This window comes from Ekhidna sp. (assembly GCF_039960695.1).
GTDB lineage: Bacteria > Bacteroidota > Bacteroidia > Cytophagales > Cyclobacteriaceae > Ekhidna.
This window is the reverse complement of the sequence record NZ_JBDVKP010000019.1, coordinates 255,919-282,153: the sequence shown is the minus strand read 5'-3', so window position 1 is coordinate 282,153 and position 26,235 is coordinate 255,919. Positions and strand designations below refer to the sequence as shown.

The 26,235-nt window shown below is 41.2% G+C and carries 30 protein-coding genes; 17 read left to right on the top strand and 13 right to left on the bottom strand.

The window, feature by feature from the left end:
* The first annotated feature begins 10 nt into the window (after window positions 1-10).
* The 5 genes from ABJG98_RS14960 (at window position 11) to hisC (ending at window position 4,022) form a co-directional block, all read left to right on the top strand.
* Window positions 11-376, top strand: a complete 366-nt coding sequence (locus ABJG98_RS14960) for a four helix bundle protein (protein ID WP_348280346.1) — start codon at window positions 11-13, stop codon at window positions 374-376.
* 29 nt (window positions 377-405) lie between these two features.
* Complete coding sequence (locus ABJG98_RS14955; RefSeq protein WP_348280345.1) at window positions 406-1,179, top strand: enoyl-CoA hydratase-related protein; 774 nt, start codon at window positions 406-408, stop codon at window positions 1,177-1,179.
* Window positions 1,179-2,339 carry a 3-hydroxyacyl-CoA dehydrogenase NAD-binding domain-containing protein gene (locus tag ABJG98_RS14950; protein ID WP_348280344.1) on the top strand — a complete coding sequence of 387 codons (1,161 nt, stop codon included), beginning with the start codon at window positions 1,179-1,181 and terminating at the stop codon, window positions 2,337-2,339. The genes ABJG98_RS14955 and ABJG98_RS14950 overlap by 1 nt, the downstream gene beginning before the upstream one ends.
* Window positions 2,340-2,422: 83 nt before the next feature.
* On the top strand, window positions 2,423-2,836 hold the full coding sequence (locus tag ABJG98_RS14945; protein ID WP_348280343.1) for a hotdog fold thioesterase: 414 nt from the start codon (window positions 2,423-2,425) through the stop codon (window positions 2,834-2,836).
* Between the two features lie 94 nt (window positions 2,837-2,930).
* On the top strand, window positions 2,931-4,022 hold the full coding sequence (gene hisC / locus ABJG98_RS14940) for a histidinol-phosphate transaminase (RefSeq protein ID WP_348280342.1): 1,092 nt from the start codon (window positions 2,931-2,933) through the stop codon (window positions 4,020-4,022).
* Window positions 4,023-4,254: 232 nt separating this feature from the next.
* Here the strand turns inward: hisC and hrpB are convergent, their stop codons facing one another.
* Complete coding sequence (gene hrpB, locus ABJG98_RS14935) at window positions 4,255-6,747, bottom strand: ATP-dependent helicase HrpB (RefSeq protein ID WP_348280341.1); 2,493 nt, start codon at window positions 6,745-6,747, stop codon at window positions 4,255-4,257.
* A 70-nt stretch (window positions 6,748-6,817) separates the two neighbouring features.
* On the opposite strand from hrpB, the gene ABJG98_RS14930 reads away from it, so the two are divergent.
* Both ABJG98_RS14930 and ABJG98_RS14925 read left to right on the top strand, forming a co-directional pair.
* The gene (locus tag ABJG98_RS14930) at window positions 6,818-7,036 is read left to right on the top strand and encodes a hypothetical protein (RefSeq protein ID WP_348280340.1); all 219 of its coding nucleotides are present in this window, start codon (window positions 6,818-6,820) and stop codon (window positions 7,034-7,036) included.
* 88 nt (window positions 7,037-7,124) lie between these two features.
* Window positions 7,125-7,424, top strand: coding sequence for a GIY-YIG nuclease family protein (locus tag ABJG98_RS14925; RefSeq protein ID WP_348280339.1), 300 nt, complete (start codon window positions 7,125-7,127; stop codon window positions 7,422-7,424).
* Between the two features lie 207 nt (window positions 7,425-7,631).
* Here the strand turns inward: ABJG98_RS14925 and ABJG98_RS14920 are convergent, their stop codons facing one another.
* Complete coding sequence (locus tag ABJG98_RS14920; protein WP_348280338.1) at window positions 7,632-7,976, bottom strand: DUF6249 domain-containing protein; 345 nt, start codon at window positions 7,974-7,976, stop codon at window positions 7,632-7,634.
* A gap of 121 nt (window positions 7,977-8,097) precedes the next feature.
* Here ABJG98_RS14920 and ABJG98_RS14915 point away from each other — a divergent pair, with 121 nt between their 5' ends.
* Window positions 8,098-8,658, top strand: a complete 561-nt coding sequence (locus ABJG98_RS14915; protein WP_348280337.1) for an RNA polymerase sigma factor — start codon at window positions 8,098-8,100, stop codon at window positions 8,656-8,658.
* Entirely contained in the window at window positions 8,655-9,068 is a 414-nt protein-coding gene (locus ABJG98_RS14910; protein WP_348280589.1) for a hypothetical protein, read from the top strand. The genes ABJG98_RS14915 and ABJG98_RS14910 overlap by 4 nt, the downstream gene beginning before the upstream one ends.
* A gap of 56 nt (window positions 9,069-9,124) precedes the next feature.
* On the opposite strand, the gene ABJG98_RS14905 is transcribed toward ABJG98_RS14910, so the two are convergent.
* The 5 genes from ABJG98_RS14905 to ABJG98_RS14885 all read right to left on the bottom strand — a co-directional run bounded on the left by ABJG98_RS14905 (window position 9,125) and on the right by ABJG98_RS14885 (window position 11,881).
* A complete protein-coding gene (locus tag ABJG98_RS14905) occupies window positions 9,125-9,874 on the bottom strand; it encodes a glucose 1-dehydrogenase (RefSeq protein WP_348280336.1) in 750 nt (249 codons plus the stop codon).
* An 87-nt stretch (window positions 9,875-9,961) separates the two neighbouring features.
* Window positions 9,962-10,528 carry a TetR/AcrR family transcriptional regulator gene (locus ABJG98_RS14900; protein WP_348280335.1) on the bottom strand — a complete coding sequence of 189 codons (567 nt, stop codon included), beginning with the start codon at window positions 10,526-10,528 and terminating at the stop codon, window positions 9,962-9,964.
* A 123-nt stretch (window positions 10,529-10,651) separates the two neighbouring features.
* On the bottom strand, window positions 10,652-10,975 hold the full coding sequence (locus tag ABJG98_RS14895) for a metalloregulator ArsR/SmtB family transcription factor (RefSeq protein ID WP_348280334.1): 324 nt from the start codon (window positions 10,973-10,975) through the stop codon (window positions 10,652-10,654).
* Complete coding sequence (locus ABJG98_RS14890) at window positions 10,950-11,384, bottom strand: SRPBCC domain-containing protein (protein ID WP_348280333.1); 435 nt, start codon at window positions 11,382-11,384, stop codon at window positions 10,950-10,952. Before ABJG98_RS14890 ends, ABJG98_RS14895 begins: the two co-directional genes overlap by 26 nt.
* Before the next feature lie 89 nt (window positions 11,385-11,473).
* Window positions 11,474-11,881 carry a hypothetical protein gene (locus ABJG98_RS14885; RefSeq protein WP_348280332.1) on the bottom strand — a complete coding sequence of 136 codons (408 nt, stop codon included), beginning with the start codon at window positions 11,879-11,881 and terminating at the stop codon, window positions 11,474-11,476.
* 104 nt (window positions 11,882-11,985) lie between these two features.
* Here ABJG98_RS14885 and ABJG98_RS14880 point away from each other — a divergent pair, with 104 nt between their 5' ends.
* Together ABJG98_RS14880 and ABJG98_RS14875 are read left to right on the top strand one after the other, a co-directional pair.
* Window positions 11,986-12,204, top strand: a complete 219-nt coding sequence (locus tag ABJG98_RS14880; protein WP_348280331.1) for a hypothetical protein — start codon at window positions 11,986-11,988, stop codon at window positions 12,202-12,204.
* Between the two features lie 2 nt (window positions 12,205-12,206).
* Window positions 12,207-12,431, top strand: a complete 225-nt coding sequence (locus tag ABJG98_RS14875) for a hypothetical protein (protein WP_348280330.1) — start codon at window positions 12,207-12,209, stop codon at window positions 12,429-12,431.
* Window positions 12,432-12,436: 5 nt separating this feature from the next.
* On the opposite strand, the gene ABJG98_RS14870 is transcribed toward ABJG98_RS14875, so the two are convergent.
* Together ABJG98_RS14870 and ABJG98_RS14865 are read right to left on the bottom strand one after the other, a co-directional pair.
* Window positions 12,437-15,067, bottom strand: coding sequence for an ABC transporter permease (locus ABJG98_RS14870; RefSeq protein WP_348280329.1), 2,631 nt, complete (start codon window positions 15,065-15,067; stop codon window positions 12,437-12,439).
* Window positions 15,064-15,372 (bottom strand): helix-turn-helix transcriptional regulator, encoded by a 309-nt coding sequence (locus ABJG98_RS14865; RefSeq protein ID WP_348280328.1) that lies wholly within the window; start codon window positions 15,370-15,372, stop codon window positions 15,064-15,066. Before ABJG98_RS14865 ends, ABJG98_RS14870 begins: the two co-directional genes overlap by 4 nt.
* A gap of 121 nt (window positions 15,373-15,493) precedes the next feature.
* Between ABJG98_RS14865 and ABJG98_RS14860 the strand changes: the two genes are divergently transcribed.
* Together ABJG98_RS14860 and ABJG98_RS14855 are read left to right on the top strand one after the other, a co-directional pair.
* Complete coding sequence (locus ABJG98_RS14860) at window positions 15,494-17,758, top strand: Tex family protein (protein WP_348280327.1); 2,265 nt, start codon at window positions 15,494-15,496, stop codon at window positions 17,756-17,758.
* 160 nt (window positions 17,759-17,918) lie between these two features.
* Complete coding sequence (locus ABJG98_RS14855) at window positions 17,919-18,356, top strand: hypothetical protein (protein WP_348280326.1); 438 nt, start codon at window positions 17,919-17,921, stop codon at window positions 18,354-18,356.
* Here ABJG98_RS14855 and ABJG98_RS14850 read toward each other — a convergent pair.
* Both ABJG98_RS14850 and ABJG98_RS14845 read right to left on the bottom strand, forming a co-directional pair.
* Complete coding sequence (locus tag ABJG98_RS14850) at window positions 18,353-19,987, bottom strand: hypothetical protein (protein WP_348280325.1); 1,635 nt, start codon at window positions 19,985-19,987, stop codon at window positions 18,353-18,355. The two genes, ABJG98_RS14855 and ABJG98_RS14850, sit on opposite strands and share 4 nt — an antisense overlap.
* Window positions 19,988-20,028: 41 nt before the next feature.
* A complete protein-coding gene (locus ABJG98_RS14845; RefSeq protein WP_348280324.1) occupies window positions 20,029-21,162 on the bottom strand; it encodes an MBL fold metallo-hydrolase in 1,134 nt (377 codons plus the stop codon).
* 54 nt (window positions 21,163-21,216) lie between these two features.
* Here ABJG98_RS14845 and ABJG98_RS14840 point away from each other — a divergent pair, with 54 nt between their 5' ends.
* From ABJG98_RS14840 to ABJG98_RS14825, 4 genes are all read left to right on the top strand, one after another.
* Entirely contained in the window at window positions 21,217-21,744 is a 528-nt protein-coding gene (locus tag ABJG98_RS14840; RefSeq protein ID WP_348280323.1) for a TetR/AcrR family transcriptional regulator, read from the top strand.
* Between the two features lie 52 nt (window positions 21,745-21,796).
* The gene (locus ABJG98_RS14835; protein WP_348280322.1) at window positions 21,797-22,582 is read left to right on the top strand and encodes an SDR family oxidoreductase; all 786 of its coding nucleotides are present in this window, start codon (window positions 21,797-21,799) and stop codon (window positions 22,580-22,582) included.
* 90 nt (window positions 22,583-22,672) lie between these two features.
* Window positions 22,673-23,638: a helix-turn-helix domain-containing protein gene (locus ABJG98_RS14830; protein WP_348280321.1), complete on the top strand. Its 966-nt coding sequence runs from the start codon at window positions 22,673-22,675 to the stop codon at window positions 23,636-23,638.
* A gap of 63 nt (window positions 23,639-23,701) precedes the next feature.
* Window positions 23,702-24,733, top strand: a complete 1,032-nt coding sequence (locus ABJG98_RS14825; protein WP_348280320.1) for a DJ-1/PfpI family protein — start codon at window positions 23,702-23,704, stop codon at window positions 24,731-24,733.
* A gap of 1 nt (window position 24,734) precedes the next feature.
* Here the strand turns inward: ABJG98_RS14825 and ABJG98_RS14820 are convergent, their stop codons facing one another.
* Window positions 24,735-25,556 carry an SDR family NAD(P)-dependent oxidoreductase gene (locus ABJG98_RS14820; protein ID WP_348280319.1) on the bottom strand — a complete coding sequence of 274 codons (822 nt, stop codon included), beginning with the start codon at window positions 25,554-25,556 and terminating at the stop codon, window positions 24,735-24,737.
* Window positions 25,557-26,234, bottom strand: coding sequence for a histidine phosphatase family protein (locus ABJG98_RS14815; RefSeq protein WP_348280318.1), 678 nt, complete (start codon window positions 26,232-26,234; stop codon window positions 25,557-25,559).
* Window position 26,235 lies beyond the last annotated feature (1 nt).

Here is a 26,235-nt window from a genome sequence, read left to right as displayed (position 1 = left end):
CAGGCTGATAATGAAACTTACGAACCTCGAAATCTGGAAAAAGTCCAGACTATTTCGAACTGAAATTTCACAACTTACCAAATGCTTCCCTTCATACGAAAAGTTCAAACTTGTTGATCAAATAATTAGGTCATCAAGGTCTGTAACCGCTAATATTGCAGAAGGTCATGGTCGATTTCATTTTCAGGAAAATATTCAATTTTGCAGAATTGCCAGAGGAAGTCTTCTTGAAACTTTTGATCACCTGACTGTCGCATTAGATGAAAATTACATTCAGCAAGATGTTTTCAATGAACTTGTTGCATTGTATGAGGAGTTAACTAAAATGATAAATGGTTATATCAACTATTTAAAGAAACGTAAATCAGAAACCTGAACTACTAATTACCTATCAACTAATTAACCATGTCACTAATCACTGAAAAAAAAGACAACCTCGGCATCCTGACATTCAACCGGCCGGATGTATTCAACAGCTTCAATAAAGAGCTTGCATTAGCGGTTCAAAAAGCACTGGACGATTATGCCAAAGATCCTCAAGTACGAGCCATTTTGCTTACAGGAAAGGGTAAAGCATTTTGTGCCGGACAGGACCTTCAGGAAGCTATAGCTGATAATGGACTGGAAATTGAGCAAATCGTCGACGAGCATTACAATCCTATCATCAGGCAACTTAGAAGTATTGAAAAACCAATCATTGCAGCTGTAAACGGAGTGGCGGCAGGTGCTGGCGCTAACATTGCTCTGGCTTGCGATGTAGTTGTGGCTGCCGAGTCTGCCTCATTCATCCAAGCCTTCAGCAAGATTGGTTTAGTACCAGACAGTGGAGGAACCTTCACCCTACCAAGAATCATTGGCTTTGGAAAAGCATCTGCGCTGATGATGCTGGGAGATAAAGTATCAGCAACTGAAGCTGAGCGAATAGGAATGATCTACAAAGTGGTGAGTGATGATACATTCATGGAGGAGGCACAGGGTGTTGCTCAGAAATTAGCCAACATGCCTACTAAAGGATTGGCTTATACCAAGCATTTGCTCAATCAATCATTTACAAATAATCTGGATCAGCAGCTGGAAATGGAGAAAGAATGGCAGTTTAAGGCCACAGAAACTTATGATTATAAAGAAGGTGTAAATGCCTTCATAGAGAAAAGAAAACCAGAATTTAGAGGAGAATAATGCCAAAATTAAGCGTGATAGGAGCTGGTACTATGGGTACTGGCATAGCACAAGTAGCTGCTACTGCAGGATGGGATGTAGTGATCAACGACACCAACCAGGAGATATTAGAAAAATCATCTGCTAGTCTGGTGAAAGTCATGAATCGACTGGTGGAAAAAGAAAAAATAGATCAGGCCACAGCTGATAAAATTTTGGGTCGAATTGACTTTACAGACGATCAACAATATTTCGAAGACTCAGACTTAGTCATTGAGGCAATTGTAGAGAATATTGACATTAAAAGAAAAGTCTTCGCTGCAGTAGAAAAAATCGTACGTGAGGATACCATCATAGCCTCAAACACAAGTTCTCTTTCCCTTGCTTCAATCGGAGCATCTTTGGAGAATTCGTCCCGGTTTGTAGGCATTCACTTTTTCAACCCGGCACCTTTGATGCCGTTGGTAGAAATCATCCCTGCTGTGCAGACAGCAGACGAAACCACCAAGCAGGCAAAAGAATGGGTAGATAGCTGGAAGAAGTTGACCGTTTTAGCTAAAGACACACCTGGCTTTATTGTGAATCGTGTGGCACGTCCATTTTACGGCGAATCTTTGCGGATGTACGAAGAAGGCATTGCAGACTTTGCCACCATTGACTGGGCGATGAAAGAATTGGGAGGCTTTCGAATGGGTCCTTTCGAGCTGATGGACTTCATTGGCAATGACATCAACTACACGGTAACCGAAACTGTATTCCAATCCTTCTTCTACGACCCTCGATACAGACCATCCTTCACACAGAAACGTATGTCAGAAGCCGGATTCCTTGGGCGAAAGTCCGGTAGAGGCTATTACAACTATGCCGAGGGGGCAACTAAGCCAGAACCTGCAAAGGACGAGGTGCTTGGAAATAAAATCCTCAATCGTGCATTGGTCATGCTTATTAACGAAGCAGCGGATGCATTATTCCTGAACATTGCCAGTCGCGAGGATATTGATACTGCCATGACCAAAGGTGTCAACTATCCAAAAGGTTTACTTAAATGGGCGGACGAAAAAGGTATCAACTGGTGTGTAGAAAAACTAGATGCACTTTATGAGGAGTATCGGGAAGATCGTTACCGGTGCAGTCCGCTGTTGAGGAGAATGAACAAAGAAAATCAAAGATTTTATAGTTGATTAGTAAATTAGTTAACGAGTCCAGCGCACAAGCCTGAGCGACTGATTTACTAGTTAACTGTTACTAATAAAGCAATCAACAAATGACCAAGTCAGAAAAAATAGTATCCGAAATGATGACCAAGGACACATTTAGCCAATGGCTCGGTGTGGAGGTGTTGGAGGTGAAAGAAGGGTTTGCTAAAATCAAAATGACAGTACGTAATGAAATGCTAAACGGTCACCTGGTAGCGCATGGAGGCATCTCATTTTCATTGGCCGATTCAGCTTTTGCATTCGCGTCCAATTCGCATGGACAAAAAGCAGTTTCAATTGAGACATCCATTAATCACGTCAAGCCTATTTTTGAAGGAGATGAACTTATAGCAACAGCTGAAAAAGAAAGCATATCCAAGAGTTTGGGACAGTACATTGTGAGAGTTACGCGAGGAGAAGAGCTTGTCGGCTTGTTTAAAGGAGTAGTCTTTCGAAAACAAGAGAATTGGGATATTAGTTAAATAGATAATAATTAATCAGCTGACCAGTAAATGCGTTATATAGATACACTAATTCACCAATCAATTGATTAACCAAAATCGCCAATCACTAAGAATGAACATACAGATACCTGATCACATCGCCGCGATTAAAAGCTACCAGCCTGGTAAAACCATCCCTCAGCTGAAAGAGGAATATGGATGGGACAAGGTGGCCATTTTGTGGAACAACGAAAATACACTCGGCTATTCACCAAAGTCTAAGCAAGCGGTGATTGATGCCTATGAATCTATCAATTACTATCCCGATCCAGTAAGTAGAGACCTGAAGGAGGCACTTGCAAAAAAGTACGACAAGAAACCTGAACAGATCTTCGTTGGAAATGGGTCTGAATCTGTGCTCATGCAAACCATTCGGGCTGTATGCACCGGCGAAGATGAGTTTCTTACTTCCGAAGGAGGCTTTGTCATTATCTACAACTGGGCACGGATCAACAATGTGCGATGTGTAGCCATGCCTATGACTCCCAATTATGCGTTTGACCTGGAAGCCATCAAGAATAGAATTACACGAAACACCAAAGTGATTTACCTGGCTAACGTCAATAACCCTACAGGTACAATGATCACCAAGGACGAGTTGGACAACTTCATGCAGCACGTTCCTGACCACATACTTGTGATCGTCGATGAAGCCTATTTCGAATATTCGGAAGCTTTAAATCCCGACTTTCCAAACTCACTGAAGATGGATTATCCAAACATCTTGACACTCCGCACATTCAGCAAAGCTTATGGTATTGCAGGCGTGCGTCTGGGTTTTGGGATTGGACATGAAAAAATCATTGATGCATTGAATAAGGTAAAGCTCACCTTCGAGCCTACGGCAATGGCTCAGGCGGCAGGCATGGGCGCGCTAAACGACACGGCATTTCTGAAGAAAACAATAGACAACAACACCAAGCAGCTCAAGTACCTTTACAAAGAGTTCGATCGCCTGGGCATCAAGTATGTGACTTCCTATGCCAACTTCATCATGACAGTCTGGAAAGACAAGGAAGAAGTGATGCAGATTTTTGAGAAGCTCATGCAGCGCGGCGTGCTCGTCCGTCCACTCTACGACCCAATCAGCCATTGCATACGCATCTCTGTAGGCAAGCCTGAGGAAAATGAGCATTGTGTAGAGGCCTTGGGGGAGATCCTCTAATTTGTAGTCCGCACTTATATTATGATGTGTCATACCTGACTTGATCAGGTATCTTTATCTAAGAAGTATCAGGGAGATTGTACTTGAAGATGCCGTCTCGAAGAACGGCATGACATAGAGCGCACCATCCAACAATTCAGTCATACCTGACTTGATCAGGTATCTTCATCTAAGAAACATCGGGGAAGTTGTAGTGGAAGATGCCGTCTCGGAGAACGGCATGACAGAAAAATTACTTGCTGCCGCCACGCGGCTTCACTCCTCTCACCGCATCAGCCGTCCAGGGATCGTCGGGCCAGTGGTGCTTGGGGTAGCGACCTTTGAGGTCTTTACGAACTTCGAAATAGGTTTCATTCCAGAAGTTTTTCAGATCGGATGTCACCTGCACAGGTTTGAAACCTGGAGAGAGCAAATGAATGAGTAGAGGTTGTTTGTCATCATTTACTGTCGGTGTTTTGGCCATACCAAACAGCTCCTGAATGCGCGCAGCTAAAACTGGAGCTTCGCCATTGTCCCGGTACATGATTTTGATACTGGAACCACTGGGCACTTCCATTTTGGCTGGAGCCAAACGCTGCAACTCTTGCTGCTTTTCATAAGACATGGAGTGAAGCAACACATCATAGAGATTGATCTTCTTCAGGTCTCTTGGGTTCTTTACATCATCCAGATATGGAGCCAACCACTCCTCATTGGTCATCAATAAAGTTTCTGTGCTGAGATCAGGCAATTCGTTTGTAGGCTCCCATTTTTTTAAGCTTTTAACCCTGTTTTGCAATTGCTCCACGTCTTCATTCCAATCCAGAAGTGTACGCCCTTCACGCTTGATTGCCTGAACGATGGCGTCTTTCAAGTGTGACGGGTCCGGATCTGGGAGCGGTACAGACTTGAGTACAATGCTGCCGATTCGTAAATCCATGCTGGCATTCAGTCCGCCATCTTCAGTGTCCCATTCTACTACTTCCACTTCTTTCACACGTGTTGCCAAATCTTTGGGATTAAGTGGAGAAGCCATGAAGATTTTACCCATGCCATCGCGTGCATCAAGGTTTGCAATGGCTAACCATGATTCATGAGCCAGGTCGTCTTTATGTCCAGCCATAGCAATGCGTCCATTGGCTAGTTTGAATTGGGCATTGTTGCCAGGACGTGCAAAAGCAATTCGTTCAGGAAAGGCGTGTGTGAGGAGTAGGCCTGTTTCATAAGAATCAAAGGAATCATTGTCGACTTCCTCATTAAACAGCTGACGGTACGAACTTGCAATCTTTTCGATACGGTCGAAGCGTCCTCCTTTGCGATCTTCTCTACGGTGTGTTCTCAGCGCTTCAATCCGACTGTTTATATCGATGCCTGCTTCCCTGCCCAGAGGATCTCGCTCTTCGAGCAACGCAGCTACATCTGCTGCCAGGCTGACCAATCCTTCATCTTCAGCCATTAGCATCATGTGAGCCAGCCTGGGATGACAAGGCAATCGATGCACTTCTTTGCCGTGCGCTGTGATTCGTCCATTTTCCAGCGCTTCTACTTCATGCAGCGTCTGCACAGCTGCTTGCCAGGCTCCTCTTGGTGGTGGAGATAGCCACGTTAGACTCAACGGATCAGTGATCCCCCAACTGGCCAGATCCAATGCTAAGGATGAAAGGTCTGACTCTAGTATTTCAGGAGTGCGATGTTCCTGGAGTCGACCATCTGCAATTTTTGACCACATACGGTAACATACACCCGGGCTGAGTCTGCCCGCTCGCCCAGCACGTTGGTCTGCAGAGTCTTTGGATACCTGAACCGTTTCCAGACGTGAAAGTCCGGATTTTGGGTCCCACTTCATCGTTCGTCCAAAACCCGTATCTACCACCACTTTGATTCCTTCGATGGTTAAGCTGGTTTCTGCAATATTGGTAGCCAGAACCACTTTCCTTCTTCCCTCTCTATCTGGAAGTATCGCTGCCTTTTGCTTGTTGTAAGGTAGCTGCCCATACAATGGATGGATGGAAAATCCACCTAGTTTGGACTTTAAAATACCTGCACACTTGGTGATCTCGCCTTGCCCCGGCATAAATACCAATATGTCTCCTTCATGCACTTTGGAAGCTTTGACAACCGTATTTGCGGTCATCTCTGGAATCATGAACTGATCCTGATCCCCAACGTACATGATATCTACCGGATATTGCCGGCCTTTACTTTCTACGACAGGTGCTTTCAAAGATTGCGTAAGCTGCGGCATGTTTAGTGTGGCAGACATGATCATGATTTTCAGATCTGGCCGAAGTACCTGTTGCGATTCGCGACAAAGCGCCAACGCTACATCCGCGTGGATGCTGCGTTCGTGAAATTCATCGAATATCACGAGGCCTACACCCTCGAGCGTATTGTCGCCATGAAGCATACGAGTAAGTATTCCCTCAGTAACCACTTCTACTTTTGTTGCCTCACTCACCTTTGTTTCAAAACGAATGCGGTAACCAACAGTCTCTCCCACTTTCTCTCCAATGAGTTCAGAAAGCCGCATGGCAATGGAACGTGCAGCCAGCCGACGCGGCTCTAGCATGATGATTTTTTGTCCTTTCAGCCAGGCCTCCTCCATGAGCGCGATGGGGATAAGTGTACTCTTTCCAGCTCCGGGAGGTGCATGCACAATGAGGGTGTTTTCCTGCTGAAGTTGACTTTTAACTTCAGCAAGAATTTCTACAATTGGGAGGTCTATGGATTTTGGATCGAAGGACATTTGGCGAAGTTAGTATGACTCTTACTGCCAAACGCACTTGATTGAATGAAGATGCCGTGTCAAGCACGGCATGACAAGTACTACATCCAACAATTCGGCTAAACCTGACTTGATCAGGTATCTTCATTTAAGAAATATAAAGGAGGTTGTACTGGAAGATACCGTGTCGGGGCACGGCATGACACAGAGTGCATTACCCAACAGTTCGGTCATACCTGACTTGATCAGGTATCCTCAGGTCTTCAATATCAATGTGTACAATGGGTCTACCTGGCAAGTATCAAATTGATTTTCGCAGCATGATTAGCTACTTTCAAAATACAGCTTATGCTTCCCGAAGATGCCGTGTCAAGCACGGCATGACACATTAAACAGAGATGTCCTACAATACCTATTACGTTTACATCCTTACAAACTATACAAGAACGGTTTTGTACATAGGTATGACTAATGACCTTGAACGCAGAATGTCCGAACACAAACAGAAGCTCAATTTAAAATCTTTTACAAGGAAATATCAGGTGAGTTTATTGATGTGGTTTGAGACTCACAACGATGTGAATGAAGCAATTCAACGTGAGGAACTCATTAAAAAGTGGAGAAGAAAATGGAAGATAGAATTAATTGAGAATGAAAATCCTGAGTGGAGTGATTTGTCCGAGGAGTGGTACGATTAGATTATGGGGAGGTGCCGTGTCAAGCACGGCATGACAAATGAGATCAAGGCAAATCTCTTTCTACTTAGACGGGATGGGAGCGAACACGAAGTAAAGCGTACAGCGCGAATATCATTTGATGTGAAAAGTTGGATGTTCTCTACGAAAACAAAAAAGGGCACAAGCCATGCTATCTCGTACCCTAAACACAACGCGTTTGTGTGTTTCCTAATCTTCCTTGGACTCTAAATTTCTTGTGATGAAAAAGCCGGTGACAAGTCCAAGGCCTCCAAAGATGAATAGCATCGATGGAATGGTTACTTCTTCTTCCATATTTAGGCTCTCTCCAAGTAGATCGCCAATGAATATACCTGCTCCGATTCCCATAAAGAGTAGCGCGATATTGAGGATAAACTTGGCAATGGAGAATTTTGAAGCTTTTGTTTTGAATAGTGAAGCTTCTACTCCTTTTTCAATAAGTGCGAGGCGTTCTTTATTTCTGGTAGTCAAAAACACATAGGCGATACCGAAGATGGTGCCGAAGAGTGCGAGGAAAACTATTAATGGTTCCATATCTATAATTTATATTGTTACTGTTTTGCTCCTTTGACTACCACTTGTCAAAACAGGTTACAAAAAATGAAAATATTTCGTAACCTATAGTAGGCTTTGGTAGTCAAAGCTGAAAATGAACATGAAAACCGAAGCTGAACTTATCGATCGCATACTGAAAGGTGAATGGCGGAATTTTGCTATTCTGGTGGATAAGTATGAAGCTAAGGTCTTTAATTATGTGAATTACCTGATGAATAATCGGGAGGATGCGGAGGAAATGGTGCAGGACACATTTGTAAAAGCGTATCGTTCGTTGAATCAATTTCGGGGTGAGGCTTCTTTTTCGACCTGGCTGATTCGCATTGCGCATCGCAACTGTCTCACACATTTCCGAAAGAAAGTACCAATCAAGGTTTCATTGGATAATGTGACCAACTCAAGCGCTGGCAATATGGTGAATTCACCTTCAAAGAGCCTTCACCTGGATGATCGACAGCAGGTGTTAAATCGTGCGCTTGCGCAGTTGAAACCAGATGAACGATCGGCAGTCACATTGTTTTATTATCAGGAACTGTCACTACAAGAAATTTGTGATGTGACAGACCTAACGCTTTCGAATGTGAAGATCCTTTTGCACAGAAGTCGGAAGAAATTACTTGAAATATTAAAAGAGATGGGTGTTAAACAATCAACGTTATGATGGACATGAATCAAGAAGATGAATTACTAAAAGGATTGTTTGAGTCAAGTGAGGTTCAACCAAGCTCTAACATTACTGAAAAGGTGATGCATCGCATCGATGTAAACCCAAAGGCTTTTGAATATGAGCCGGTGATCAGCAAAAAGGCATGGATTGTGATGGGAAGTGCTTTTGCGATTACGATGCTCTATCTGCTTGTAAACTCCAGCGGAGTTGCGATTGAAGCCCCAATAGCCTTTCAAGTGATAAAGGATGGAATGATAAAGTTTGGTACTGGGTTCTCTTTTGAGCTGCAGCGTCCGGCTTTACCTGAAATCCCTTCTACCCTGCTGATTTCAATTGCTGCTTTGAATGTCATTGGAATTTACCTTATTGCCTATATCCGCTGGAGAAAATCGATGTTTAGGTAGCAAAAGAAACCATCTACCGATTCGATAGATGGTTCATTTATCAGATTGCACTAGAATTAAACCTGGCTCAACCCTCCGTCTACTTCCAATTCAATTCCATTAACATATGATGCATCATCTGAAGCAAGGAACAGTACAGCTTTTGCCAGTTCATCAGCTGATCCAAATCTTCCAAGGGGAACTTGCTGTGCAAACCCTTGGCCCATTTGATTTACTTCCTCTTCAGACATTCCCAACTTGCTATAAATTGGTGTCTCAATTGGTCCTGGCGCTACACTCACTGTTCTGATTTTTCGTTCCTTCAATTCACTCGCCAATACTCTGGAAAGCGATCTGAATGCAGCTTTAGTTGCTGAGTATACACTTGATCCGTCAAATCCTTTTTGTCCTACAATAGATGTATTGCCAATAATTACGGCGCCATCATTTAAATGTGGAATTGCTTCTTTAATTAAAAAAAATGGGCCTTTCACATTCGTATTGAACTGAGAATCAAAAAACTCTTCGGTAATCTCTGTGTGAGGTGCAAAGTATGCAACGCCAGCGTTAACAAATAGAATGTCAATCTTTCCGAACGCAGCAACTGTTTGCTCCACCAGCTCTTTGGTCTTTGAAATATCCGCAGCATCTGCCAGGATGGTTTTCACATCCCCACCAATTTCTTTGGCGGCTTGATCAAGAGCCTCTTCTCTTCTGCCTGTAATTACCACTTTAGCTCCTTCGTCAATGAATGTTTTGGCTGTCGCCAATCCAATACCACTATTTCCGCCTGTAATCAAGGCTACTTTTCCATCTAATTTTCCCATTTTGATTTTAATATTTAGGTTTATTTGAAATGATCAGTCCAAATAACGGATATATTGAAATGAACGTTTCAAATAAGACGAAAAAAATTATAAAACTCCTAAGATTTCTTCTGTGACTGCCTCCAGATTAGGTTCAATCATGGAGGTAAGGCGTAATCCCTGTAAACTGGAAAATAAATAAAGAGCCAATGTCTCTGCATCTTTTCTGGAATCAACCTCACCTTGTTCCTGTGCATTTTTAATGAGTGTTGCAAAAGATTCAACCACCTTGTCTTTATTCTCCACCAGAAAATCATGTATTCGTGTATCCTCAGCCCCTAGTTCGGCAGTACAGCTGGTAAACATGCATCCTTTTTGATTTCCTGAACGTATATCATCGCTTATCCCTTTAAAAAGCGAGATTATTGCTTGTTTTGGCGTTTTGGCTTGAGTAAAAGATTCTTGCAACATTTCATTCTGCTGCTCCTGGTAGGCTTTCAGGGCCTCCTCAAATAGTGAGAATTTGTCTCCAAAAGAATTATAGAAACTTGATCGATTGAGTCCCGTCACATCGACCAAATCTTGCATGGATGTTCCATTGTAGCCTTTCTTCCAGAAAAGCTCCATCACTTTTTGAATGACGTGATCCCGTTCAAATGTGACTGACTTTGGCATGAGTTCCGCTCAACTAACTAATGAGCAATTTTCATCATATTTTTATAAAATGTACCAAATAGCCGATTGATTTGCTATTTATTGAAACAAACGTTTCAGATGCAAAGATAGTTTTCGTTTGGTTTATCCCAAATGATCGTCGAGGCGATCCAGTGCATCGTCCCAAAACTTATCGTAGAAGCCAAGCCAGTCGTAGACTATTTTCAGTGGTTTTGGATCCGCCAGACAAAAACGTTCTCTTCCTTGTGCGCTGATCGTTATCAGACCGGCATCTTCCAATGTCTTGATGTGCTTTGTCACTCCCTGCCTGCTGATATCAAATTGTTCGGATATCTGTGTAATTGGCATGGCCACACTAGCCACCACGAGGGCGTGAAAAATCTCACGCCTTGTGGGATCAGCAATGGCTTTGAATATTTGGCTAATGTGCTGGTTGGCTAATTTCATTTGTTAGGTATTCTATAAGTCCCGACATACATGCATCCCATCCTTTATCAAAATGACCCAGCATCTCGGTAGCTGCTTCGGCTGGGTAATTTGATATCCCGGAATGCTCCAACGTTAACTTGGTACCGCCATCAGCTTCTTCTAACATCCAGGAAACGGTGGTGTCAACTTCTGTATCTCCTACTCTCCATGAATATTTCAATGTGTATGGAGATACACTCAATACTTTGCCTCGGATTTGCGTTCCGCCATGCTCTTCCGCGGCAGTGAAGGTATACTCATACCCAACCTCAGGTTTGAAATCAGCCTGAATAAACCATTTTGAAATTTCTTCTCCCTGAGTGATCGCTTTCCATACTTTATCGATGGAGTGTGCAAATGTTTTTTCTTTCGTTAGTGCGTCTTTCATATCAATTAATTTTAATTATGCAACCTTATAGTTGCAAATATAAATCAATGATACTAATGTGCAACTTTTTAGTTGCATTTAATTGCGTTTTACTCGAATCCTTTTTTCAAAGCCTCGATTAATTGGTCTTTTAATTCGCTGTTTTTATCAGCCAATCGCTCAAAGAGTACAATAGCCTCATTGATCAGTTTATTGCGCTCTTCCTCATTTTCAGCATTTTTTGCATTTTGCAGTAGCTCTATTGCTCCTGATTTCCCATAGTGCTCGTCAGGTTCGCTTGCAATGGCTGGTCCCGAAGGATTGAAAAAAGTCTCGAAGTTTAAATCGTTCATCTCTAGTGTTAAAAATTTGCCCAGATTAAGATTGAATTGCTCCGAAAGCTTTTGGTGGAAGTCAGGCTTGGCCTGTGTCTCATAAAAATATCCTGCAACTTTTCCGCGCTTAAAATCAAGGAGATCAGCGAGCCGCTGCTGACTTAATCCCATTTTTTTGCACATAAATCGAAGATTGTTGTTGAATATAGTCAATTTGTCGTTAATTCGTAGATACTTGTTTCAATTGTAGTTAAAAACTACATTTTGTATGAGAATCTTAGACAAATATGTCAAAATCGCTGGTAAATACACATGACCTTGTGGAATCAGACTTTAGAAAAATTCAGCAACTGCTTTATCAAAAGTATGGGACGGAGTATACGCTGGATTACATTCGGAAAGTTTGTAAGGACAAGCGAAATAATATTGACATCAAAACCATGGCCACCAAATATTCAAAGCTGATGAATGAAATGAAATCTAAAATTGATAAACTCTCAAAATAGCCATGAGCCCACTCGAACAGTTTGAATCAGATCAAAAACTACTCAATGAATTAAAAGATATGTTTCTATTTGCCTCGCCAGCACATATTCGTCGCAATCTTGAAGACCTATTTTTTACACATCTTACTTCTGAAGACCCCAGCCTTCCCGACGAAAAGGAATTGACGAAATCTATTTATTACCTCATCAATTTTCTTAATGAGGCAGAATCCCAAAAACGGTTTTAGGCATCCTATTCGTTCTTAATGGCATCCACGGGATTAGAAGAAGCAGCCTTCCAAGTGGTCCTGCTTACGGTAATGCCTCCAATAAGAAAAATAACCAGGATGGTAGCCAGGTAAACCCAAATGGGTTGATCAATTCTATAGGCAAAATCCTTAAGCCATTTGCTCATCAGAAGAAATGTGATTGGTGCAGCGATAATTGATGATATCAGCAGTATTCGAACGAAATTCCTGTTTATCAATCCAATTACCTGCCAGGAACTTGCACCCAATACCTTTCTGAGACCTATTTCTTTGAATTTTCTTTCTGTCGTGAACAATACGAAACCAAATAAGCCCAACGCTCCTAAGGTGATTGAGATCATACTGAAAATGGAGAACAGCTGCATTTCATTATCCTCCTTCTGGTACATAGCTGCCGCTTGCTGATCCAGATAACTAAAGAAAAAAGGAACACCATCACCAAATATCTGCATCCAGGTTTCTTCCAGGTGATTGATGTTTTCCTGAAAATTATCTGATGCCAGTCTTACCGAGATATAATCCAGGCGATCCCAATTTACATACATCACAAAAGGTGAAATATCATGATGAAGTGATCTGAAATGGAAATCTTTAACTACCCCGACAATCTTACCTGTCTTTTCCAGACTGATATCTGTGATTGTTTTACCAATGGCTTCTTCCGGTGTTATGCTGATAGCTTTTACTGCGCTTTCATTGAGTATAAATGCTGTCGAATCTGACTGAATGCTGCCATCAAATGCTCTTCCAGCTACGATCTCCAGATCAAAAGTGGAAATGTAATCTTGCTCCACGGTGTATCGTTCCCATAGATTCTCTGCTTCAATCCCTTCAATATCAAATTGGGTGATGTAAGTGTAATCTGTCAGCATTTCATGCGATGCGGCAGTTACATTGCTAATACCTGCAAATGAGACTAACTCATTTCGAAATGTGTTGATTTTAGGAATTACTGCTTCATCATTATGAATGGGCATGTTTACAATCACAGAATCATCGAATCCAAGTTTTTTATTTTTTAAGTATTGTAGCTGCAGGTAAACAATTCCGGTACTGATAATCAAAGCGGTAGTAATCGTAAACTGTGCTGTCACCAGGATATTTCTTATTCCACCACCACCGTCTTTTGATGCTTGCTTCATTAATTGAATTGATTCAATTCTGCTAATGTATAGCGCTGGATAAGCTCCTGATATAGCTACAACAACAAGAAGAATAAGTAGAAATGGAACATAAAATTCCGGTCTCAGCAATTCTTCCAACAGATAGGTATGAGATGTCAGTACACCTAATTTCGGCAACATTAAATACACCAGCAGGACAGATAGCAAACCGGAAATTGTAACGTAAGTCAATGTTTCAAAAATGGTTTGCTGGGCGATATTCCGTCGGTGACTACCAAGTACTTTTCGTACACCAACTTCCTTTGTACGCTGGCCTGCCTGTGCAGTAATCATGTTAGTGAAATTGAAGCAACCCAGGCAAAGGATGATCACACCAATGACTCCCATGAGCATAAGTGTTTCCTCATCATTGTGACTACTCCACTCTCCAATGTCCATTGCTTCGCCCAAATGAATGTCCGTGAGTGATTGCAGAGATGCCTCCCATGTGGAAGTAGATTCAGCGTCAAAGTATGTTGTGGTAGCCTTTTGAATTTGCTCCCTCACTTCTTGTTCGCTTCCAGGCTTCACCATTATATATGCACTGACAAACATATTCCGCCAGTTATTCAAATGATTGGAAGACCACATGATCTGGCTACAGGTTTCAATGCCCGCAATCAGGTCGAATTGAAAACTCGTATTTGATGGGAAATCCTGGAACACTCCCACGACTTCCAAATTGTACTTTTCGGCAGAACCAAACTCAACAATTTGACCGATAGGATCTTTGTCACCAAAATACTTCTTTGCGGTGGTTTCGCTTAAAACAATTGTATTCGGTCGATCGAGTATGTTCTGTCTGTTTCCGTTGATAATAGGAAGATCGAATAATTCAAAAAAATTGGCATCAGCCCAGCCCAGTCGAGGCTCGTTAAACGATCTATCACTTGCAACCACCGTAATTGGTGATGCTCGTCTGTATTTAAATATTCTTGCACCATCCAATACAGCTTCAGAATTTTCAATCAGGTGTGGAGTCATCGGGAGCGGTGCATATGCATAAGACCTTCCTGATGTGACGCTCTTGTGATTAATTCTGAAAATCTGGTCTGCTTTACTGTAGATGCGATCAAAATTGGTCTCTTTCTGAATGTACAAGTGGATCAAGCTGGCACAGGTAATACCTAACGTCAAGCTAGCAACCGAAATCGAGGTATATACCTTGTGCTTTCTGGCCGTTCGGAATAACACCCTCGCGTATTGTTTTACCATGCTTAACCTGGCAAACAAATGCCAATTTTGATATTTCTCCATAATTCCGATGTTTCTCAGATTGAATGATTGTAGTACTTCCTTCCAGAGCCTAAACTTTGCTGATCGTGGGTTGGATTCAAACCGCTCTTTGTAGACTTCTATTAGGTCACCCTCTATTTCATCAATGAGTTCTTTTTTACAAAACCATCTTAAAAATCCCAGTGGGGATCTTGGTAAATTTTCGCTCACTTTCATACCGACATCTTTGGAATTAGTGACCACAATTCCTCGCGCTGATTGCGTAGCTCTGATGCGAGTGAATATCCAGATGTAGTAATTTCATACAGGCGCTTTTTTCTTCCGCCGCGTTCAGAAGTAGGTGCAGATTCGGTAGATCTCACAAAACCCTTGGTTTCCAATCGCTTTAATACGGTATGAATCGCTGGTATTGAAATCTCCTGAGAAGTCCTTCGTGTATACTCTCTCGCGATCGAAACAGCGTATGCTTCTTCCTTCATAGCCGCAGCTATCAAAATAACCATTTCTTCTAATGCACCCATTTATACATCTATTTAATAAACATTTGTATAAGTCATACGGAAGAAAAATTCAGAAGTTTTCCACATCTATATTTTTAATTCATTGCGTCTCCTATTTTTGATGCTCATTTTCAAGATCAGAATGAGACACGACGAAAGAATTGCAGAAGAATTAGGTATAAGCGTCCGACAAGTAACAGCAACTGTTGCTCTACTAGATGAAGGAGCCACTGTGCCGTTTATTTCACGATATCGTAAAGAAGTGACCGGGAGTCTGGATGACCTGCAGGTGGCTGGTGTAAGAGACCGTATACAGCAGCTTCGAGATTTGGACGCAAGAAGGGAAGCCATACTTAAGTCAATCAAAGAACAGGAAAAGCTTACACCGGAGCTTGAGAAGAAGATCAATGCGGCTGAAACCATGACAGCTCTGGAAGATCTCTACCTTCCATATAAACCAAAGCGTAAAACCAAAGCGAGTGTAGCCAAAGAAAAAGGTTTGGAACCATTGGCACTCAAAATATTGGCACAAGGCAATTTCGATCCTCAAACAGAAGCTGCACAATTCATTGATCCAGAAAAAGGAGTCGAATCAGAGGATGAAGCATTACAAGGTGCTCGAGATATTGTCGCCGAAACCATCAATGAGGATGCTGAAACGAGACAAAAAATACGCGAGCTCTTTATGAAGAAGGGAGTGGTTTCTTCTAAAGTCTTGAAAAGCAAAGAAAAAGAAACTGACGCTCAGAAATATAAAGACTACTTTGAGTGGGACGAGCCTATCCATAAAATTCCCTCGCATAGACTACTAGCTATTCGTCGTGGCGAGAAGGAAGGCTTTCTTTCTATGAATATTTCACCTGAGGAAGAAGAAGCTGTTGAAGTCCTTGAGAAGCAATTTGTGAAGGCCAATAATGAAGCCAGTGATCATGTAAAGGACGCAATTAAAGATTGTTACAAACGCCTGATGAGTGTGAGTATCGAAACGGAGGTCAGGATGGAAAGCAAGAAAAAGGCGGATGAAGAAGCGATAATTGTTTTTGCAGAAAATCTAAAGCAACTGCTTATGGCAGCTCCATTAGGTCAAAAAGCTGTGATGGCAGTTGATCCGGGATTCCGAACTGGATGCAAAGTTGTATGTCTGGACAAACAAGGGAAACTACTCGAGTTTACCGCTATCTACCCGAACGAACCGCAAAAAGACATTACTCGAGCCGGAGAGACCGTAAAGCATCTGGTCGAGAAGCATAAAATAGAAGCAATCGCCATTGGAAATGGTACTGCAAGCAGAGAAACTGAGTCTTTTGTGAAAAAATTAGGATTGCCTGCCAGTGTGATCGTGGCCATGGTGAATGAAAGTGGCGCTTCTATTTATTCTGCATCAGAAGTTGCCCGTGATGAGTTTCCAAATGAAGATGTGACCGTAAGAGGATCAGTATCTATCGGTCGACGAATGATGGATCCTTTAGCAGAATTAGTGAAAATTGATGCTAAATCCATTGGTGTTGGTCAATATCAACATGATGTAGATCAAAATGCGTTAAAGAAATCATTGGATGATGTAGTAATGTCCTGCGTAAACAATGTAGGTGTGGAGCTGAATACCGCAAGTAAACAGCTACTAACCTACGTTTCAGGGTTAGGTCCTCAAATTGCGGACAATATTGTAAAGTACAGAAATGAAAATGGCCCCTTCAATTCTCGAGAAGCGCTTAAAAAAGTCCCTAGGCTTGGCGATAAAGCTTTTGAGCAGGCAGCTGGGTTCCTTCGTATTGACGGAGCGAAAAACCCACTGGACAAGAGTGCTGTGCACCCAGAGCGATACAAAACAGTAGAACAGATGGCGAAGGATGCTCAAGCCTCTGTTCGGGATTTGATGACGAACGCTGAAATAAGAAAGCAAATAAAGCTTAATCAATATGTCAATGATGATGTTGGGCTTCCAACTTTGAAAGACATCATGAATGAGTTGGATCGTCCAGGACGGGATCCAAGAGACCAATTTGAAGCCGTGCAGTTTCAGGAAGGTGTGAATGAAATTACAGATTTAAAAGACGGCATGAGCTTGCCAGGCGTGGTGACGAACATTACCAAGTTTGGTGCTTTTGTAGATATAGGTGTTCATCAAGACGGATTGGTTCATGTTAGCCATCTTTCTAACTCATTTGTCTCGGATCCTACACAAGTGGTGAAATTGGGACAAAAAGTAACTGTGAAAGTGCTGGAAGTAGACGTTCCAAGAAAAAGAATCTCGCTTTCAATGAAAACCGATGCCCCTCAGGTAAAAAGAAGTGAGAAAAAATCACGTCCTAGAAATCAGCAAAAAAACCACCCAAAAGAAGAAAAAGTACCAGATGGAGATCTACAAGCTAAGCTAGCCATGCTGAAAGGTAAGTTTGGGAAATAAGGAATAGATTAAATCCACTACCTTTGTACTGTGCGGAAGGAGGTATGTTCAGAGGCGAGGGCTGATCGTACGGATAAACCAGTCATCATTGATGATTCTTCATTCCATGTACGATCTCTGAATCAGAGATCTATCTGAAACAATAAAAAACCAAATAACCATGCCTTCATATCCTGTCAATCATAGTCTTTACGTACTTCTTTGGAATAAGTACAAACCAGTACTTGTTAAACTCATGAGAGATGCTGCTGAATCTCCTCAAGAATATCAATTCATACCTCACGAATTTCGTGATCTCAACCCAAAAGAACGTGGTGGACATTCATTCACACTTGAAGCCTATAAGCGAAGAGCTCAGAACAATATTAAAATGTCTGTTGTTGCTCAGGATCTTTTAGAAATACTTTTGAAATCGAATACCGCTTACGAACTCATGGAAGAAGCTATGTATGAGTTCAAAATGGACAAGCAATTTAAACTTACAGTCACCCGTCATGCGATTGAGACTGCAGAGGAGGCTTCCGAAGAGGCTCAACCTGAGAGTGAGGTGAAAGAAGTAGAAGAAATCAAAGAGGAAGAGACGAAGGAAAACGCCTAGTTTTCAAATAACATTTCTTCCTTAGCTAATGCAATCGGAATATTTCCAATAGCATTTAGTGAATCAAAGAATTCTAGCAGAACAAATGATTTGTTCTGCTTTTCTTTTTTATGAGCAAAAGCCATCATCGCATCTTCTAACAAATACTTGCCCGTGATGTAACTTGTGCCATAGCCTGGCTGCCTCAGGTACAATTGCTGCTCGAAAATAAGTAAGTCTTTTTCAGTTTTCATCCAGCCTCTTGGTGTGTATTCGGAGTGAATCATTCCGGCCTCCTCCATCGTCATTTCATTGGCATGTGCATACAGTGATCCCAAACCTCTTGCCGCTCGCTGTGCAATCATGATATAGACTATCTCGCGAACCCTTGGATTATCATCGTATAATCCCGCATCCATAAACATCTCTTCAACAGCTGTTGCCGTTCCTTCATTTCTACTATCGAAGATATTGTAGAGCAGTGGTCCTTTTCGAATTGGACTGCTATTTGGTTCTATTTCCATGCGAGCCAACTCAAACCAATGATAGAAATGAGAAAACAATGGACGCGGATCGTGATGAGCGGTAATGGCAAAGAAATTTCGTGTTTCTTTTGGTGTGAATGATCCCAAGTGTTCCCTCAATGCAGGTTCAAAATACTCTTTCACGGTAACAATTTCTTGTTCATTAAGGAAGTTCATTAAACTGGATGCCGCTTTATCAGCAAGTGCATCATAGGCTGCTTCTGATTCCACGGATTCAATTTGGGGCAAACCTCTGTTTCTGTGTTCCTCCAGTTTTAGCGCAGACCATGCTCTTGCCAACTCGCGTTTCAAAATCATCACTTCATCGTCCCAGGTCAATGGTACCAAATGCACATTTTGTAAATACCAGGTATAATTCTCTTTCCCAATTCCTGAAGGGCCATTTTTTGAATCTACTTGCGCTTCCAGCCAACTTACAAAGTCATCAGTAGAGTTCTTAGCAGACTCAATTGCATCCATTAGTTGCTGATCGTCCGATACTTCTTCTGAATCCTTTAGCATTTCCAATACTTGACTTTGAAACCTGATTGTGCGAATGCCTGTAATCCACAAATCCTTTGCATTGCCAGTTAAGTTTGTTTTCGCTTGTTCATTGAGCGGTGGAATTACTGCAAGATCTGCCAGGAGTTGTGCTTTACCATTTTCATCCAATGGAAAATTATATTGCCAAATTTCAGTAGTTCTATGATGAGTAGGCCCTTCATGAGCGGGAACATCACTGCGATATGTCCACACGGACTTGTAAAAGGCGGGATCTCGTTCCCATGGTTTTAAAATACGTCGATTAAAATCATAGCCGTTCATTTCGGCCCTAGTGATTTTCCAATCTATTTGCTGTGGAACAGTCCAGTCGGAAGTATCCATAGCTAAGAGTCGTTGTTGAAGCATCGCAAACTCAGGTTGTCTGGAATCAAAAGTAGTTTTGGTATAATCAGGAGCTCCATTTAATAAAGGAGGGATTTCAAACTCGCGCCATTCAGCAAAGAGGGTGATGAGGTCGTCATAGGTAGCTTCTACTTTTTCAACAGAAACTTTTTCGGAGGGATTGGAAGTACATGCTGTACAAAAGATGGAAATAGCTAATAAACAATATAGAACTCTCTTCATCGGATAGACCTTTAGGTTTTCCTAAAGTTAGCACAAGCGATTTACTTATAGTCTTTCCACCATTTATCCAGGTTATTACTGTCGGACAGGAAAATCATTTGTCCAACTTCCGGAGTAAAAAGTCGGACATTCTCCTCTGCTGCCCTTTGAGATAGACGCTCCACAGATTCTTTCCATGAATGCAGGCTTAAATCAAATTTGCCCCAATGGATTGGCATTAAAAGCTTTCCTTTTACATCCAAATGTGCTTGTGCAGTTTCTTCGGGGAACATGTGAATTTCACTCCATCCTTCGTTGTACGCACCACATTCCATAAAGGTCAGGTCGAATGGCCCGTATTTTTCGCCAATTTCTTTGAATCCTTCAAAATACCCACTGTCACCACTGAAATACAGCCGTTTATTTTCTCCTATAATTACCCATGATCCCCAGAGTGTTTTAAATCGATCGCCAAATCCGCGGCCTGAAAAATGTCTAGTTGGCGTAAATGCGAGTTTCAATCCTTCTAACTCAATCTCATCCCACCAGTTTAGTTCCGTAATGTTATCAGCTGACACACCCCATTCTTCAAAATGAGCGCCAACTCCAAGAGGCAAGAAGAACCGACTCACTTTGTCATTTAATGCTTTGATAGTAGGGTAATCCAAGTGGTCGTAATGATCATGGGAAAGAATAACTGCATCAATATTGGGGAGATCATTGACACTGATATGCCGAGAGTAGTCAAACCGCTCTGGTCCCATAAATGAAAACATGGAAGCTCTTTGACCTTCGATTACCGGGTCTGCCAGGATTGTGACTCCATTGATTTTCATCAGAATCGTTGAGTGTCCAAACCACGTAAAAGCTATACTGTCATCCGGAACTTGTTCAAAGGCCTGGGCATTGAAAGGTTGTACACGAATCGGCTCTTGAGGATTTTTGAATGTTTTATCTGCAAACAAGTAATGAGCTAATGTTCGGCGAACATCTTTGAAGCTCATCTCCATTTTCGTTTCCACAGTGTTTTGAAACTTCCCGCCTACATAATTTTGAGCTTTTTCCATGCGAGCTAGCCTTTCACCAGAAGCCTTTCCTCCTATCTGAGGTGCAGCTTTGAAAAAGACAATAACTGATACAATGATTAATAGGATGATGGATACCAGAAGTAACATGATTCGCTTGAAAAGTTTCATATTGCTTGGTAAGTTAGAAAGATTTTTTAGATTTGTAAGTGATCACTCACTTTTATGACTGAAAAGCAAGAGAAAATATTAGCAGCAGCGCTTTCACTATTTGCTGAAGAAGGCTATCGAAGCACATCTACAAGCAAGGTAGCTAAGCGAGCGGAAGTATCAGAAGGGTTGATTTTCCGCCATTTCGGCAATAAGGACGGTCTTCTTGAAGCAATTATCCAGCTTGGCGAAGAACAAGCGAAACTCCTATTTGCAGACATCATCATGACTACTGAGCCCAAAGAGGTGATAAGAAAGTTTATAGAGATAATCACTAAAACAAGTCAAAATAAAGAAGCAATCGCTTTTTGGAAGCTCCAATTTAAGATAAAGTGGGAATTGGAAATCTATGGTAAACATAAAACAGAAGCTGTTGAACAGGCCCTTGTTAAAGCTTTTTCTGAACTCAGATATCTTCAGCCTGAAAAAGAGGCCAATCTACTTTTAACCTTAATGGATGGAATAGCTACGCGTTTTATCCTTCAGGAGAATTTTGATCTGGATGAAACAATCGAATTTTTAAAGCAAAAATACAAAGTATAAAAATTTTACATTCAAAATAAGTGATTACTCACTTATTATTAAAACTAACAACATGGAAAAGAAAACAGCGCTCATAACAGGAGCATCTTCAGGTATTGGAAAGGAGTTTGCACAAATTCATGCTGAGCAAGGTGGGAACCTGGTCATTGTGGCTCGAAGCGCCGACAAGCTTAAAGAATTGAAAGATGAGTTGGAAAAAGTACACGGCGTGTTAGTACATGTCATTGCTAAGGACTTGTCAGAACGCAATGCAGCAAAAGAAATACACGGTGAAGTAAAAAGTAAAGGCATAGAAATAGATTACTTGATCAACAATGCCGGGTTTGGTGGTGTTGGTAGATTTCATGAACGAAATCTTCAGGAAGATATAAACATGATTAATCTAAATATCTCTGCGCTCACCTCCCTCACTCATTATTTTCTACAAGAGTTTGTAGCACGAGATGAAGGTAAGATTCTGAATGTTTCATCAACAGCAAGTTTGCTTCCTGGACCGCTTCAGACTGTCTATTATGCATCCAAAGCTTACGTTACTTCCTTTAGCAATGCATTGGCAGAAGAGTTACATGATACAAATGTGACTGTTTCCAATTTGATGCCTGGAGCCACGGAGACAGAATTTGGCAAAGTATCCGGCATGGATAAAACCGAGCTATTCAAGAATACGGCTAACGCGCGGGTTGTTGCCGAAGGTGGATACAATGCTATGCTCAAGGGTAAACTGAATGTAATATCTGGTCTGAAGTTCTCACAGAGAATTATGATGGCTATGGTTCCGCTGACACCTAAAAAGATGATTCTCAAGCAAATAAGAAAGATGCAGGAAGTGAAAAATTGATCGATTAACGGACCACATAATCTTATCGATAATCACTTTATTCATCATAACTTTTTTACCCATTAATACATACTTTGGTAGCTTTGATTCATGTCTGCTGATCAAAGCTACCGCGTGTTATTTGTGATTCCTACTCAAGTACATTTGCTTGATATCTGTGGGCCAGCTCATCTTTTTTATGAAGCAAAGCAATTTGACCCTTCAATCAATCTTCATTTCGTTGGCTTAAATTCTCAGAAAGAAGAAATAACAAGTGCTGGTTTATTTTTTAGTCGTTTAGAGGCGCTGGATAGCTTCAAACTTTCCAAAAATGATATTGTCTTTATTCCAGGCTTGGAAGCAGAGCTTATTTTTGACGAGAAGTTCAACCAAACCAACCAGCCCTTTTTTAAGTGGCTCGTAGAGCAACATTGTAATGGTGCTAAAATTTGCTCTGTATGCACAGGAGCATATTTACTTGCACAGTCTGGACTTTTAAATGATAAAAGTTGTACCACACATTGGAAATATTTGGAGGATTTTAGGAACAGATTTCCAAAAGCTGACCTAAAGCAGGATAGACTATTTGTTAAAACTGGAAATATCTACACAAGTGCTGGTGTTTCATCCGGCATTGATTTAGCATTATTTGTCATAGAAGAACATCATGGTTCAATATTCGCTGCGAAAATTGCTAAAGAGATTGTGATCTATTTGCGGCGCACGGAAGACGACCCTCAACTCAGCGTTTTTCTTATGTATAGAAATCATTTAGAGAATCGTATTCATAAGACCCAAGATTATCTAGCTCAGCACCTGGATAAAAAAATGAAAATTGAACAACTCGCAGAACTTGTTCATATGAGTCCTAGAAATCTTACACGCCAATTCAAAAAAACTACCGGGATTACAATAGGTGAGTATGTCGACAAACTGAGGGTAGAGAAAGCCATCCAATTGTTACTTGATGGTCAAAAAGTTGACGCTGTAAGTCTAAGTTGTGGACTCGCAAGTTCAAATCAATTGCGCTCACTATTAAAAAAATATAAAGGAGTACTGCCTAATACTTTGTCCTAATCCTAAGTAAGGTTGTCCTTTTTATCACCATTGGAGGCCGGTAGCTTTGTCAAAAACAAAATGATGAAAAAAGTTATTTCAATCTTCTTTTTACTCTCGTTCTCTATGGCATTCACGCAAAATCCTGAATCTACTTACATCTGTCCTCCATGTGGAAGTGATTGTGATAAATTAGAACATACAGCTTCTGGTGTTTGCACACATTGTAACATGGTTTTGATTCGAAAAGACCTCTCAAAGACTATTGCGTTTTACCTTCAAGACGGTGTTGAGATACTTGATTTCGCTGGTCCAATGGAGGTATTCTCCTATGCAGGATATAATGTATTTACTGTATCTAAAAACAAAAATCCGATCAAGTCTCAAGGCATTTTGTCAATCGTGCCTGATTATAGTTTAGAGGAAGTGCCAAAAGCTGACATCTTGGCTTTTTTTGGTGGGAATGCTTCCGAGGCATTTAATGATAAGGATGTTATTAAATGGATTGTTGATCAGAAAGAAATACAGCATTATTTTTCAGTATGCACTGGGGCATTTGTACTGGCAGAGGCGGGGATTCTTGATGGCAACACTGCCACCACTTTTCACAATGCACTTGATGGTTTAGAAAAAAATTATCCAAAAATAAATGTTAAGAGAGATGTTCGATTTGTAGATAATGGAAGTGTCATTACCACCGCAGGAATATCGGCAGGAATAGATGGCGCTCTCCATTTAGTCGCAAAACTTCAAGGGTTAAACGCTGCAAAACGTACAGCTTTTTATATGGAATATGATAATTGGGTTCCTGGAGATGGGCTAATTCTTTCAATGGAAAAACCCTATGAAACCAGAATTTCAAAAGAAGACCTAATGAACTTTGTAGGATGGTATGAATACAAGGATGGTTCACAGTTTGAATTGAAACTGGACGATTCAACGAACGATCTTTATGCAAAAATCAATTCGATAAACTATCCTATCTTCTATGAAACTGATGACATTTTTTCTGATATAAACAGTGAGCCCTTGTTTTTTCATAGGAATGAAAGACAAGAGATCATAGGCTACTCATTCGAAAAAAATGGAAGAATGTTCAAAAGGATTAGCGATTAAGCTATTTCGCGAACTTCTCCATCATCTTTCCAAACTGCTTGGCAGCAAGGCTTGGTAACCATTTCTTAAAGAAGAAAGCTTTTCTAGCCTCTTTTGGGTGAATGATATGAAATTTCCCCGTCGCGGATTGTTCCAAAATGACTTGAGCCATTTCATCTGCATTGGTGGTAGAGTACTTCATCTGCTTCTCGGCAAAATGGACGAACTGTTCGGAACCACTTGCTTCGCTCATGATATTGGTTTTGAAAAATGTAGGAGTTACCACGCTGACATGAACACCTTTAGGTTTTAACTCATGAAAAAGTGTCTCTGCCAAAGCAAACACTCCTGCTTTTGTTACATTATAAGCAGACATTCCAGGTGCATTCATAAAGCCAGCAGCACTTCCAATATTGATGATCATCCCTTTTTGATTCTCAATGAAGGGAAGTAAATAATGAGTGCCGTAGTAGGTGCCGAGTAGATTGATTCTGATCATCCGTTCCCAATGATCGACTTTATACTCTCGAAACAATTCTGCATCGCCAATTCCAGCATTATTGATAAGCAAGTCTAAGCCATCTGTTATCCTTTTTAGTTTTTCACCTACTTTTTCAAAGGCCATTTTATTGCTTACATCCAATTGATAAATGTGTATATCTACGGCATTCGATAATTCAGGCTTAATGTTTTCTAATAAGTCCAGATTGATGTCCACCAGGTGTAACGTCCATCTATTTGCTGCTAAAAGCTTCGCAAAAGCTGCTCCCAAACCTGAACCTGCTCCAGTAATAAAAGCTGTTCGATTGGGGTAGTTCTTATTTAGTTTTTTCAGCTCTTTCATTTAGCGATAGGTGATTAAATCCGGATGGTGATCTAAGTGGCTGTATTCATTATAGGTACTTAATGAAAGTCTTTTTTTTCCAACTATCACTTTGGTAATACTGCAGTTCACCAATCGTCCCTGAAGCTCTACAAATTGTTCATCCTTCAAAGATAAAAGTTGAATAAGGACTGCAGATATAGGCCCTCCAGAAGAGAAGATCCAAGCGTTTTCACCTTTGCTCAATTGATTGCTAATATCATGCAGAGCTGTCCAGACGCCTTCTTTAAACGTGCTCCAACTTATTGAATAGCTATGTTTATTATCAATCCAATCCATGATTGAAACATTGAGTGACTCCTGCAAAGCACGCATTGGATGGTCTTGTTTTTTTAGGTATTCTCCGATTGCCACATGATCCGAGAATTCTGCATTATGCTTTGCCAAAAGTTCCATGTGATCATACTCATTCCAACGATGATCAATAACACCCTCTATGTTATGCCCGAAAGCTTTCAGGCAATGCTCCATCGTTTCCTGATGACGTACCAAATCACCTCGAACTATCACAGAAGTGAGCTGCTTTCTATCTTTGAGTGACTCTCCCAGAATTTTAGACTGTCTGACCCCCAGATCTGAAAGTTTATCGTAATCACTTTTCAAAAAGCTAGCTTGTCCGTGACGTATGAGGTAGATCATG